The sequence below is a fragment of the Lysinibacillus sp. NPDC093210 genome, assembly GCF_044753985.1.
Classification (GTDB): domain Bacteria; phylum Bacillota; class Bacilli; order Bacillales_A; family Planococcaceae; genus Lysinibacillus.
Genome location: NZ_JBIVOE010000003.1, coordinates 146401 through 158774, shown reverse-complemented (window position 1 = coordinate 158774; position 12374 = coordinate 146401). Strand labels below are relative to the sequence as shown.

Below are 12374 nucleotides of genomic sequence, written 5' to 3'. Positions count from 1 at the left end.
TATGCAAACAAATCGCTTTGTACTTGCAGGGACAGGTAGTGGTGTTGGCAAGACAACATTCACAATTGGCCTTATGAAAGCATTGCAGGAAAAAGGTAAAGTCGTGCAAGGCTTTAAATGTGGTCCTGATTATATTGACCCTAGCTACCATACTGCGGTAACAGGACGTGTGTCGCGTAATATTGATAGCTGGATGTTTTCGCATGATGCGGTACGTGATATTGTTGCACGTGCGAGCATGGATGCCGATGTTTCGATTATAGAAGGCGTTATGGGCTTTTATGATGGCAAAAGTCCGTTATCTGATGAAGGCTCGGCAGCTGACATTAGTGTTGTTACAGAGAGCCCTGTGATTTTAATTGTCAATTGTGCAAGTATGGCTCGCAGTGTAGCGGCAGTTGTAAAGGGCTTTCAGCTACTATCTGATCAGCCAAACATTGTCGGCGTTATTGCGAACCAAGTAGGTAGTGTTGGCCATTATGAAATTGCTAAAGCTGCGATTGAGCAGGAATGTGGAATTCCGGTTATAGGTTATCTAAAGCGTGAAACAGGCATTGATATTCCAAGTCGCCATTTAGGGCTTATTCCTGCGATTGAACGAGGTGAGCTCGATTCATTTTTTGACAAGCTAGGTGCTTTAATGGCAGAGACGATTGATTTGGATTTATTACTGTCATTAACAAAGGCGCCAGTTCTACAGGAGACAGGTCAACTATTTGCTGAGCAACCTGCAAAAAATATTTGTATTGCGGTAGCAAAAGATGCTGCATTCAACTTCTATTACGAGGAAAATTTAGCACTTTTACGAGCAAAAGGAGCAACATTGCAATTTTTCTCACCACTTGCAAATGAACCTGTTCCAGCCGAAGCAGATGGTTTATATATCGGTGGAGGCTTCCCAGAGGAATTTGCCGATACGCTAGCAAAAAATACTGTCGTGAAAACATCTATTCGTGAAGCAATCGCAAAAGGTTTACCGACATTAGCTGAGTGTGGAGGCTTTATGTATTTGACTGAGGCGATTACGAATAGTCAAGGTGAGCGCCATGAAATGCTAGGTGTTATTCCTGGTGAAGTAGCGATGCAAACAAAGCTTGCGGCACTTGGCTATCGTGAAATCTTTGGGACAGCGTCTAACTTTTTAATCGGTAAGGACGAACAAGCAAAGGGCCATGAATTCCATTATTCATCATATAGTGGTACCCATGACGCTCCTGCTTACGAAACAAAAGGGCGTTTTGGCAATAAAGTAGAAGGTTACCAAACAGGGAATTTGGTAGCTGGCTATACGCATTTTCATTTTGTTTCTAATCCTAAGCTTGTTGATAACTGGTTAACAGCATGTAAGAAGGTGAAAACAAATGACTAATTACTTTCCTATCCATTTAAATATTGAATATAAAACTGTTGTTATTGTTGGTGGAGGTCATGTAGCGACGCAAAAGGTTACGTCATTGCTACCGACTAAAGCAAACATTGTAGTAGTTAGCCCAACGTTACACGACACATTAGCGCCACTTGCAGAATCAGGGCAAATAACATGGCGTGAAAAAGAATTTGAGCCACGTGATTTAGATGATGCAACACTTATTATTGCAGCGACGAATGATACAAACGTCAACAATGCGGTACAAGAAGCGGCGCAACATTGGCAGCTCTTAAATCGAGCAGATGCACAAGGTGAGAGCGACTTTATAACACCTGCAACAGTTCGTCGCGGTCCTTTAGTGTTAACGGTTTCCACATCTGGTGCAAGCCCAGCACTTGCACGCAAACTAAAAGAAGATTTAGCTGAGCAATTTGATGCAGTATATGAAGATTACGTATGCTTTTTACAGCAAGCTCGTCTAATGGTTACTGCTAAATTTGATAAGGGTAATCAAAGACGTGCCGCGTTACAAGCACTACTTGAGCCAAACTTATTAGCATGGACACGCAGTGGAGAGATTGACCGACGTGAGGCCTATTTACAACAACTATTGACGGGAGAAACGCGATGAAAGAGGGAATTGTATATTTAGTAGGGGCTGGCCCGGGAGATCCAAAGCTCATTACAGTGTATGGGCTAGAATGTATTCAAAAGGCCGATGTCATTGCATACGATCGTCTAGTGAATCCAAAATTATTAGATTTTGCAAAGAAAGATGCAGAGCTTGTGTACTGTGGTAAATTGCCAGGTAAGCATCATCTTATTCAAGACGAAATTAATGCATTGCTTGTCGAGAGAGCGCAAGAAGGCAAAGTTGTAACACGTTTAAAGGGTGGTGATCCTTTTGTTTTTGGTCGTGGTGCTGAAGAGGCGGAAATATTAAAAAATCACGGCATACCCTATGAAGTGGTACCAGGTATAACAGCAGGAATTGCAGCTCCTGCCTATGCAGGTATTCCTGTTACACATAGAGATTTTGCCACAAGTTTTGCACTAGTTACAGGACACGGTCGCGAGGAAAAAGGACAAGATTTTTTAAATTGGCCAGCACTTGCAACTGGTATCGATACTGTCGCATTTTACATGAGTGTAGGCAATATTGCATATATCGCAAAAAAGCTCATTGACAATGGTCGTCCCGCGACTACGCCCGTTGCGGTAATTGAATGGGGTACAACTGAGCAACAGCGTACGATAACAGGGCCACTAAACGACATTGCTAGTATTATTGAACGTGAGGGTTATCATAATCCTTCAATGATAGTCGTAGGGGATGTTGTCAATGTACGTGAAAAAATTCAATGGTTTGAAGAGCAAGGGCTCGCTTTTAGCTAATGTTGCTAGGGCACCTTGCTATTCTCTTATATAAATAGATAGACGGGCAAATGACAAAAAAGATGTACTTAAAGGAGGATAACTTCATGACAGTAATTGAAGCATTAAAAAATCGTCGCGCAATTCGCAACTATACAACCCAGCCTATTGAAAAGGAAAAAATAGAGCAAATTTTGCAAGCCGCAACGTATGCACCAAACGACCGGATGCGTGAGCCTTGGCATTTTTATGTAATCCAAGGTGATGCGATGAAACGTTATGAAGCAATGGCTAGTACATATTTGCAAGAACGTTTTCCAACGAAGCCAAATTTAGTTGAAAGTTCATTAAAGGTTGTTCAAACAACACCTGTTGCAATTGTTGTGACAGCCGATATTGTGGAAGATGATGAAGATGCAACTGAAGATAATATTTTTGCTGTATGCAGTGCGATTATGTCCATGTGGCTAGCTGCAGATGAGCTAGGGCTTGGATTTGTATGGCGTACGCGAGGCGTTGGACTTGTCCATGATGCACGCATGCATACATTTATCGGTGCAAGTGAAAATCAAAAAGTTGTCGGTACTATTTTCATTGGTTACCCAGAAGAGCAAGAGCTTAAAGACAAAAAACGAACTTCATTTGAAGAGAAAACAACTTGGCTTTAAGGAGGCAGGAAAAAATGGCTAGAAAAGGCTTGTTTTTAGTATACACAGGTGATGGCAAGGGGAAAACGACAGCTTCCCTTGGCGTGACATTGCGCGCAGTAGGACGTGGTTTAAATGTGCGGTATATGCAGTTTATAAAATCGCCAGAGCGAACGTACGGTGAACAAATTGCCCTATCGAAACTTGGGGTAGAAATGGAGCAAATGGGCATAGGTTTTACATGGACAAAAACGCCAGAGGAGCACCGAGTTGCATTAGCAAAAGCTTGGCAAAAAACAAAGGAAGCCTTACAAGATGACAGCATTGATTTACTCGTTTTAGATGAGCTTAACAATGCATTGGCAATTACAAAATTCCCAATCGATGACGTTCTCCCATTAGCTGAAGTACTCGAAGCCATCGAGAAACGTCCTCCTACAATGCATCTTGTCGTAACAGGACGCAGTGCCAATCCTGCCCTTGTTGCCATGGCAGATTTAGTTTCAACAATTGATGCAACGAAACATTATTACGAAGAGGGAATTCCTGCTGTCAAAGGACTTGAATTCTAAATCCATCTGTCCAATTTTCGTTTTTACATTCAATGGGGGGATATTCAGGAATGATTTAAAGTCACTGAATATAAGCTACCCTCCTAACTATCAAGGAGGGAAATCAGAATGTCAGCAAAGTCAATTATGATTCAAGGAACAGCCTCTGACGTTGGTAAAAGCATGATATGTACGGCCTTATGTCGCATTTTTTCAGATGATGGACTAAAAGTGGTACCTTTTAAGTCACAAAATATGGCGCTTAATTCATTCGTAACCGAAGATGGCGGGGAAATTGGCCGTGCGCAAGGGGTACAGGCGGAAGCGGCTCGTGTTGTAGCGACAACAGATATGAATCCGATTTTATTAAAGCCAAAGCAGGATATGGTATCTGAGGTTATTGTACATGGCAAGCATTTTTTAAATATGGATGCTAAGAGCTATCGCAATCAATTTGTACAACAAGCGATGCCGATTGTTGAGAAGTCTGTACGTACTTTACAAAATACATATGATGTCATTGTGCTTGAAGGTGCGGGAAGCCCGGCTGAAATTAATTTAAAGGATCGCGATATCGCCAATATGCGTATGGCACATTTAGCAGATGCGGCAGTTGTGTTAGTAGCTGATATTGACCGTGGCGGTGTATTTGCATCCATTATTGGGACGCTAGCTTTGCTCGATGAAGCAGAGCGTGCACGTGTAAAGGGACTCATTATTAATAAATTCCGCGGTATGCGTGAGCTTTTAGACGATGGCATTGAATGGGTAGAGCGTGAGACAGGCATCCCTGTTTTAGGCGTTGTGCCATATGTAGATGTGAATATTGAAGCTGAAGATTCATTAGCACTGTCTGCACTGCGATTTAAAAAACCAAAGCCTGGTGAATTTTCGGTTGATGTGGCGATGATTCGTTTACCTCGCATTTCGAATTTCACAGATATCGATCCATTTTTTGATGAGCCAGAGGTCGGTGTACGTTTAATCGGCAATGTGGCAGAGCTTGGCACACCAGATTTGCTCATACTACCGGGCACTAAAAGCACAATGGATGATTTAGCATGGCTTAAGGCACAAGGCTTTGCTCAGGCGATTTCGAACTTACGTGCAAGTGGAACTAAAATCATTGGCATATGTGGTGGATTTCAAATGCTCGGTGAAGTGTTACTCGATCCAGATGCAGTTGAAGGAAATGGCGACTCGGCACAGGGTCTCGGCTTATTACCGATGGAAACCGTATTTGTAGGAAATAAAAAAACCGTACAAATGTCCGGGACACGCGGAAATGATACATTGACTGGCTATGAAATTCATCTTGGTCGTACAAAAATTTTACGAGATGAAGTATCACCTTTTTTACATTTAACAGATGGTCGTGAAGATGGAGCAGTAAGTGCAGACGAGCAAGTAATTGGTACATACTTCCATGGTTTATTCCATAATCGTAACTTTACACGTCAGCTTGTCAATGATATTCGCATATCAAAAGGGCTGGCAACATTGCCGACAGATGTTAAAAGCGATGCTGAGCGTAGGGAAGATGCCTACAATATGCTGGCATCACATGTACGTGCTAATTTAAATATGGAAAAAATATATGAGATGCTAAAAATTGAGGTACATGGATGACAAGAAAAGGACCGTTAGCTATTAATTATGAAGCATTATGGCAAGAAGGAATGAAGGATTGGCAAGGTCAAATGCCAGAGCGCATGGTCAATGATCAATTAGAGGAACAATTTTGGTCTCAATCGATAGCGCGCAAAAAAATTGGCCAAACCGATCCTTATGCAGCTCGTATTTTTCAAGAAATAAAAAAACATATACAACCACATCATTCTGTAGTTGAAATTGGTCCAGGATGGGGCAATTATACGTTTCCGCTTGCAGAATATGTGCGTGACTTAACGTGTGTAGATAGCTCAGACAGCATACTTGCTTATTTACAGCATTGTTTGCAAGAAAAGAGCCATGTATCTTATGTTCATGCGAAGTGGGAGAAGCTTGATGAAAATGAGTTACAAGCACATGACATTGTAATTGGCGTCAATTGTTTTTATCGCATGTACGAAATTAAATCGGCTCTTTACCACATGAATCGGCTTGCTAAAAAACGTGCGATTATCGGCATGACAACGGGTCCAATTCAACCGCATTATGAGGTATTACATGACAAGTACGGTTATGACATTAAATATCCGCGAAGAGATTATATTGAATTTTTGAATTTACTATATGAAATGGATATATATGCAGAATGCGACATTATTCCGTTAAAGCGTACGTATGAATATGAATCCTATGATCAGCTTGTGACAACACAAAGCAAAAAAATATTGAGTGCTGACTTTAATAGATCACATGTTGAGGAAGCGCTTGCCCCGTTTATAGAAGAAAAAAACGGACGATATTACTATCGTCATGATTTCCATGCTGCACTCGTATCGTGGGAACCTAAGTAACAGAAAAACCTTTGGTGATAGCTTTCACCAAAGGTTTTTCTTCTGTTTCGCAATAGGGTACAATAGAACGACAGAAAAAGAATTGAGGTGGCAGTTGTGCAGCTGCATTTTTTAGGAACAGGCGCAGGCATGCCTTCAAAGGAACGTAATACGAGCGCATTAATGGTAAAGCTACTAGATGAAAACGGTGAAATGTGGCTATTTGATTGTGGAGAGGCGACACAACACCAAATTTTGCATACATCTTTAAAGCCACGTAAAGTATCGAAAATATTTATCACGCATTTACATGGTGATCATATTTTTGGTTTACCAGGATTTTTGAGCTCGCGTTCATTTCAAGGTGGTGATGAGCCGCTGACTATTTTTGGTCCAGCAGGCTTACAGCAATGGGTAGAGCAAACCTTTGCACTATCAAAAACACATTTAACTTATCCATTACAATTTGTAGAAGTACGCGAAGGTATTATTTACGAAGATGAAAAGTTTACAGTGCATGCTAGTGAATTACGTCATGTTGTCCCATGTTTTGGCTACCGTATAGAGCAAAAGGATTTACCTGGCGAGTTACTGATGGAGAAAGTACAAACTTTCGGCGTACCAAAAGGACCTTTGCTTGGCCAGTTGAAAAGAGGACAAGACATCAAACTTGAAGATGGTACAATAATAAGAGCAAAGGATGTTATTGCTCCTCCCAAAAAAGGCTTTACACTCACTATTTTAGGGGATACAAAATATTGCGAAGAAGCGATTTCATTGGCTAATCAATCAGATGTCATTGTACATGAGGCAACATTTGATGGGAGCACAACGGATTTAGCTGCTAGCTATGGTCATTCGACAAATGTCGAAGCGGCAATGGTAGCAAGTAAAGCAGGGGCAAAATATTTACTTCTTAATCATTTAAGTGCACGTTTTTTACCACATGATTTACCAGTCTTTTTAGCAGAAGCCCAAGCAATCTTTCCACAAACTTTCCTCACATCAGACCAATCGGTATTTAATTGGGGTCATGATAAATTATTTTAATTGACCAACAAGTGATCACTTTAACTAGTTTAGATGCTTTCACAAAAGGCTAACTTCAAGCAATGATGAATGAACTGACTGCCGATATTGATATGTTAAAGGATACAGTTGAAAAGCTAGAGTCATCTGCTGGTAAGTATAAAATAGAGTTGTTAAAAGCTAGGGTATTTGTAGAAATATAGTGCGCTTAGTAGATGATTTCCGTATAATTAAGTAAAAGGGGAGTGGTTGTATGGATCAACAAAAGATGCCACCAGCTGTTTTACGTTTACTTGTTATCTTTCCAAACGTGTTAAGCTATTTATTATTAGGCGGCCTCATTATTTATGTTACTTCAAATTATGATTTGTTAAAATCGACAGAGAGCTTAAAGGTATGGCTAATTTTTATCGCAGTCCTTGCACCAGCAGCAGCCTATACAACCTTTAGTATTGTTAAAAAAATTCGCGCTGGTCATATGTAACATATAATAGCGTACAAAGTAACACGTTGCATCTCTTAGAGGATGCAACGTGTTTTTTAATAGAAAAAAAGTAAAACCTAGCTCGGAAAATTGTTGAATTGCATGGAAAGAGAATAAAAAAATGTCATATAGGAAAACTAAAAATACAAAGTGTAAATCGTTAATATAAAGAACTGAGGTGCCGTTCATGAATCAACCAAATTGTGATTCTGCTCCATTAAAACAAACAATCAAAGAAGAACTTAGTCAAGTTATTTTGTCTTTACAGCAAAGTTTAACCGCAATGGATTCGGTAGAAGATTGCTTACTTGCAGATTTGGAAAAAATTAAAGAACAATTTGTAACGATTGAAATGCAGGCAGCCACGTTTTATTTAAATTGCTATTTGTCTCCATTCACAGAAAAATATCCAGAGCTATCGATTTGCGTACAAAATATGTCAAAAAGACGCCATGGTGGATTAATTGTATTTGAAAGAGAGAGTCCTATTGAACATCTTATAAAGCCGGGGATTCATATTGGCGCAGAATTAACACATTCTTTGTTAGAATCTATTTTTTACCCAGGCAATCCTCTCCATGATGGTGCTGTGTTAGTAAAGAGTAATCGAATTATCTCAGCAGCAAATGTATTACCTCTTTCAGACATATATACAGGCGATAAAAAACTTGGAACGAGACATCGAGCTGCGATAGGCTTAAGTGAGCTCAGTGATGCTTTAATCATGGTTATATCAGAAGAAACAGGAAGAATTTCTTTTGCTTTTAATGGAAGCTTACATCCAATTACTTCAGATGGTATTTTATAAAGTAAAATAGGCTCTATTTGTGATATCTCAAATTCGAGATATTTTCCTTGCAACTTCGTCACTTGCGTGGTAAAGTGATGATACAGTTCGAGGAAGGGAGGGCAAAGTGATGGAAAAACATACACTAGGCTCACTAACATGGCTGCGAATGATGCGCTTTACCAATCAAAGTAATCAGCTATCTAATGAATTTTTAAAGCGTTTTAACTTAACAACTGCACAGTTTGATGTACTAATTCAAATCAAAACATACGCACCGTTAACACAGTCACAACTAGCGGAAAAAGTTACAGTAACGCAAGGTGGTATCTCTCGAATGCTTGCCCGTCTTGAAAAAGAAGGACTAATTGAGCGTAAGCAAAACTGGAAAACCAAAACAATATCACTAACAGTAAAAGGTGAGCATTTGATTGATGCAGCTACACCAAGTCAGCTTCACTTTCAATCCTCATTTTTCGAAGAAGTTTTATCAGAGGAAGAAATGAAATCATTATATACACTTATGTCAAAACTAGAAAAGCATAGCCGAGAAAAAAAATTACCTGAAGCGTGATTTTTTTTACAATGTCACTTGCGTAGTCAAGTGAAAATTAGGAGGACTCTACATGAATAAATTAAGCGGACATCATCATATTTCAATGTTAACGAAAAATGGCAAACGCAATAATGAGTTTTATACAAAAATCCTTGGTTTACGTCGTGTGAAAAAAACGGTCAATCAAGATTCACCTTCCATGTACCATTTATTTTATGGTGATCGTACAGGAGCAGCTGGAACAGAATTAACATTTTTTGAAATGCCTGTAGCAGGACGAACGGTACGTGGAACAAATGCGATTACGCGAATAGGCTTATTAGTACAAAGCTATGATAGTTTATTATATTGGAAAAAGCGTTTTGAGCTTTTACAAGTGGAACATAGTGACATTGCGACATATGCGGGCAAAGATGCTTTATTTTTTGAGGATCATGAAGGCCTGCGCATGGTGCTTTTAAATCATGATGGACAGTCGACACCAGCCGAATGGCAAGTATGGGATGGTACCGATATTGCATCAGAGCATCGTATTTTAGGCATGGGGACTATTGAAATTACTGTTCGTTATTTACAGCGTACAGTGAATTTATTACAAGAGCTTTTTGACTATACAATTGTCACTGAAAATGACAAAGAAGTACGACTTCAATCAATTGCTGGAGAAACGTTTGGAGAAGTCATTGTTAAGGAATTGGAGGGGCCGAGTGAAAAGCCCGGTCGTGGTAGTATTCATCATCTTGCATTACGTGTGGCAACGGTAGAAGAACTTAGAAAATGGGATGAATTAATTAAAGCACGTGGTTTAGACAGCTCAGGTGTTGTCGATCGTTATTACTTCCAAAGCCTCTATTTTAGAGATCGTAACGGCATTCTCTTTGAGATGGCGACAGATGGACCTGGATTTACAGTAGATTCCGCTATAGAGGATTTGGGGAATGAACTTGATCTGCCACCATTTTTAGAAGGAAAACGCGCAGAAATCGAAGCTATTTTAGAACCACTTGATTAAAGGAGAGAGCATAATGGAAAAATATCGTATCGATCAATCACAAGGTTTAGAATTTGGACTTTATTCACTGGGAGATCATATTCCAAACCCATTAACAGGTGAACGGATATCTGCCCAGCAGCGGATACAGGAGCTAATTGAAATGAGCCAACTAGCGGAGCAAGCTGGCATCGATGTATTTGGAGTAGGCGAAAGTCATCAATCGTATTTTACAACACAGGCACATACGGTCGTTTTAGGCGCAATTGCACAAGCAACGAAAAAAATTAAAATAGCAAGCTCTGCAACTGTATTAAGTGTATCAGACCCAGTAAGAGTATATGAGGATTTTGCGACAATTGATTTAATTTCAGATGGGCGTGCTGAAATTGTAGCAGGTAGAGGTTCACGCGTTGGTGCCTATCATTTACTTGGCGTCGATTTACAGGACTATGAAGAAATTTTTGAGGAAAAATTAGAGCTATTAAAAAAAATTAATGAAGAAGAGCTTGTCTCATGGGAAGGGATGTATAGAGCACCGCTTCATAATGCACAAATTTTGCCACAGCCTAAAAATGGTTCACTACCAATTTGGCGCGCTGTCGGAGGGCCGCCAGCAAGTGCTATAAAAGCAGGGTATATGGGCATTCCGATGATGTTAACGACATTAGGTGGTCCAGCAATAAACTTTAAACCTTCAGTCGATGCATATCGTGAGGCTGCTGAAAGAAGTGGTTTTGATGCAGAGCAGTTACCAATTGCCACTACAAGTTTATTTTATGTGGCAGATACTTCAAAAGAAGCTTTGCAAAATATGTATCCACATCTAAATGGGGGCTTCCAAGCAATTCGTGGTGGTGGTTATCCAAAACAACAATTTGCTCAAGCAGTTGATACACGTGATGCCTTAATGGTGGGAAGTAAGGAACAAATTATTGAAAAGTTGCTGTATCAAAATGAACTATATGGCATGCAACGTTTTATGGCACAAATTGATTTTGGCGGGGTGCCTTTCGATCAATTGATGAAGAATATCGAAATAATTGGCAATGACATCTTACCAGCAATTAAAAAATATACAGCGAAATAAGGAGCGAGCAGCATGAAAATTGTAGCACTAGCAGGTTCAATCGTCGGCTCTAAAACAAAAATAGCCATTCATAAAATTGTTGAACTACTAAATGAAAAATACCCAGAGCATGATGTAACAATACTTGACCTAGCTCAGTATAATATTGCATTTAGTGATGGCCGTAATTACGTAGATTACGAGGGTGATACGAAGTATGTGGCAGAAACGATCATGGCGGCTGATGCATTAGTGATTGGGACACCAACATTTCAAGCTTCGATTCCGGCAACATTAAAAAATATTTTCGATTTACTTCCTGTAAATGCTTTTCGTGATAAAACGGTGAGCGCAATAGTAACAGCGGGGACATCTAAACATTACTTAATGGTAGAGCAACAATTAAAGCCAATTCTTGCTTATATGAAAGCTCATATTGTACCGACCTACGTTTTTATAGAAGAAAAGGATTTCTTACGCAAAGAAATTGTTAATGACGATGTTCTTTTCCGCTTAGAGCGTTTAGCAGAAGATACAGTTATGGTAGCAGATGCCTTCGCAGAAATTCGTGCTAAAAAAGATGCGGAGTATGATTTTTAACACAAACTTAAGGGGAAAACTACTAATTTAAGAGGATAATAGGAACACTGCATGGTAATCATGCAGTGTTTTTTACATACAGATAACTACTGCTGTTGATTTCCGTTGCGGGTGGACGCTTTCCGCGGGCACAGCGTAAGCCACAACCCTCGCTAATGCGCGGCTTGTTGCGTCTTACGTGCTGTGCTGTTCCCGCAGGAGTCGCCACCCTCCACTCCAATCAACTAGTGTCAATACCCTCTTTCGGAGGAAAAAGTGAAAATACAGTACAAGTATCGCACTTATGAATAGATAGTATAGTCGTCTGCTTCCATCATTAAATAGATTTAGAAGTCTACTGCTGTTGATTTCCGTTGCGGGTGGACGCTTTCCGCGGGCATAGCGTAAGCCACAACCCTCGCTAATGCGCGGCTTGTTGCGTCTTACGTGCTGTGCTGTTCCCGCAGGAGTCGCCACCCTCCACTCCAATCAACTAG

Annotated in this window: 14 protein-coding genes; all 14 read left to right on the top strand. The window is 40.1% G+C overall.

The features are described 5' to 3' along the window. The first annotated feature begins 1 nt into the window (after window position 1). The 14 genes from ACIP9C_RS09985 (at window position 2) to ACIP9C_RS09920 (ending at window position 11898) form a co-directional block, all read left to right on the top strand. Window positions 2-1369 carry a cobyrinic acid a,c-diamide synthase CobB gene (locus ACIP9C_RS09985; protein WP_401010162.1) on the top strand — a complete coding sequence of 456 codons (1368 nt, stop codon included), beginning with the start codon at window positions 2-4 and terminating at the stop codon, window positions 1367-1369. Further along, window positions 1362-2000, top strand: coding sequence for a precorrin-2 dehydrogenase/sirohydrochlorin ferrochelatase family protein (locus ACIP9C_RS09980; protein ID WP_401010160.1), 639 nt, complete (start codon window positions 1362-1364; stop codon window positions 1998-2000). Before ACIP9C_RS09985 ends, ACIP9C_RS09980 begins: the two co-directional genes overlap by 8 nt. Then, window positions 1997-2764, top strand: a complete 768-nt coding sequence (gene cobA / locus ACIP9C_RS09975) for a uroporphyrinogen-III C-methyltransferase (RefSeq protein WP_401010158.1) — start codon at window positions 1997-1999, stop codon at window positions 2762-2764. Before ACIP9C_RS09980 ends, cobA begins: the two co-directional genes overlap by 4 nt. 86 nt (window positions 2765-2850) lie before the next feature. Then, entirely contained in the window at window positions 2851-3411 is a 561-nt protein-coding gene (locus tag ACIP9C_RS09970) for a nitroreductase family protein (protein WP_401010156.1), read from the top strand. 14 nt (window positions 3412-3425) lie between these two features. After that, window positions 3426-3962 carry a cob(I)yrinic acid a,c-diamide adenosyltransferase gene (locus tag ACIP9C_RS09965; protein ID WP_401010154.1) on the top strand — a complete coding sequence of 179 codons (537 nt, stop codon included), beginning with the start codon at window positions 3426-3428 and terminating at the stop codon, window positions 3960-3962. 108 nt (window positions 3963-4070) lie between these two features. Continuing rightward, entirely contained in the window at window positions 4071-5570 is a 1500-nt protein-coding gene (locus ACIP9C_RS09960) for a cobyric acid synthase (RefSeq protein ID WP_401010152.1), read from the top strand. Then, the gene (locus ACIP9C_RS09955; RefSeq protein WP_401010150.1) at window positions 5567-6403 is read left to right on the top strand and encodes a class I SAM-dependent methyltransferase; all 837 of its coding nucleotides are present in this window, start codon (window positions 5567-5569) and stop codon (window positions 6401-6403) included. Before ACIP9C_RS09960 ends, ACIP9C_RS09955 begins: the two co-directional genes overlap by 4 nt. A gap of 96 nt (window positions 6404-6499) precedes the next feature. Further along, window positions 6500-7432, top strand: a complete 933-nt coding sequence (gene rnz, locus ACIP9C_RS09950; RefSeq protein ID WP_401010148.1) for a ribonuclease Z — start codon at window positions 6500-6502, stop codon at window positions 7430-7432. A 232-nt stretch (window positions 7433-7664) separates the two neighbouring features. Continuing rightward, complete coding sequence (locus ACIP9C_RS09945; protein ID WP_340823974.1) at window positions 7665-7895, top strand: acyl-phosphate glycerol 3-phosphate acyltransferase; 231 nt, start codon at window positions 7665-7667, stop codon at window positions 7893-7895. Between the two features lie 187 nt (window positions 7896-8082). Continuing rightward, complete coding sequence (gene cdaS / locus ACIP9C_RS09940) at window positions 8083-8703, top strand: sporulation-specific diadenylate cyclase CdaS (protein WP_401010147.1); 621 nt, start codon at window positions 8083-8085, stop codon at window positions 8701-8703. 109 nt (window positions 8704-8812) lie between these two features. Next, complete coding sequence (locus tag ACIP9C_RS09935) at window positions 8813-9256, top strand: MarR family winged helix-turn-helix transcriptional regulator (RefSeq protein ID WP_401010145.1); 444 nt, start codon at window positions 8813-8815, stop codon at window positions 9254-9256. Window positions 9257-9308: 52 nt separating this feature from the next. Beyond that, window positions 9309-10250 (top strand): ring-cleaving dioxygenase, encoded by a 942-nt coding sequence (locus ACIP9C_RS09930; protein ID WP_401010143.1) that lies wholly within the window; start codon window positions 9309-9311, stop codon window positions 10248-10250. Between the two features lie 13 nt (window positions 10251-10263). After that, window positions 10264-11319 (top strand): LLM class flavin-dependent oxidoreductase, encoded by a 1056-nt coding sequence (locus ACIP9C_RS09925; protein ID WP_401010142.1) that lies wholly within the window; start codon window positions 10264-10266, stop codon window positions 11317-11319. Window positions 11320-11331: 12 nt separating this feature from the next. Continuing rightward, window positions 11332-11898 (top strand): NADPH-dependent FMN reductase, encoded by a 567-nt coding sequence (locus ACIP9C_RS09920; protein WP_401010140.1) that lies wholly within the window; start codon window positions 11332-11334, stop codon window positions 11896-11898. Window positions 11899-12374 lie beyond the last annotated feature (476 nt).

Coding starts and splice junctions, on each gene's coding strand:
- ACIP9C_RS09985 (WP_401010162.1), top strand. CDS start 2: ATGCAAACAAATCGCTTTGTACTTGCAGGGACAGGTAGTGGTGTTGGC.
- ACIP9C_RS09980 (WP_401010160.1), top strand. CDS start 1,362: ATGACTAATTACTTTCCTATCCATTTAAATATTGAATATAAAACTGTT.
- cobA (WP_401010158.1), top strand. CDS start 1,997: ATGAAAGAGGGAATTGTATATTTAGTAGGGGCTGGCCCGGGAGATCCA.
- ACIP9C_RS09970 (WP_401010156.1), top strand. CDS start 2,851: ATGACAGTAATTGAAGCATTAAAAAATCGTCGCGCAATTCGCAACTAT.
- ACIP9C_RS09965 (WP_401010154.1), top strand. CDS start 3,426: ATGGCTAGAAAAGGCTTGTTTTTAGTATACACAGGTGATGGCAAGGGG.
- ACIP9C_RS09960 (WP_401010152.1), top strand. CDS start 4,071: ATGTCAGCAAAGTCAATTATGATTCAAGGAACAGCCTCTGACGTTGGT.
- ACIP9C_RS09955 (WP_401010150.1), top strand. CDS start 5,567: ATGACAAGAAAAGGACCGTTAGCTATTAATTATGAAGCATTATGGCAA.
- ACIP9C_RS09945 (WP_340823974.1), top strand. CDS start 7,665: ATGGATCAACAAAAGATGCCACCAGCTGTTTTACGTTTACTTGTTATC.
- cdaS (WP_401010147.1), top strand. CDS start 8,083: ATGAATCAACCAAATTGTGATTCTGCTCCATTAAAACAAACAATCAAA.
- ACIP9C_RS09935 (WP_401010145.1), top strand. CDS start 8,813: ATGGAAAAACATACACTAGGCTCACTAACATGGCTGCGAATGATGCGC.
- ACIP9C_RS09930 (WP_401010143.1), top strand. CDS start 9,309: ATGAATAAATTAAGCGGACATCATCATATTTCAATGTTAACGAAAAAT.
- ACIP9C_RS09925 (WP_401010142.1), top strand. CDS start 10,264: ATGGAAAAATATCGTATCGATCAATCACAAGGTTTAGAATTTGGACTT.
- ACIP9C_RS09920 (WP_401010140.1), top strand. CDS start 11,332: ATGAAAATTGTAGCACTAGCAGGTTCAATCGTCGGCTCTAAAACAAAA.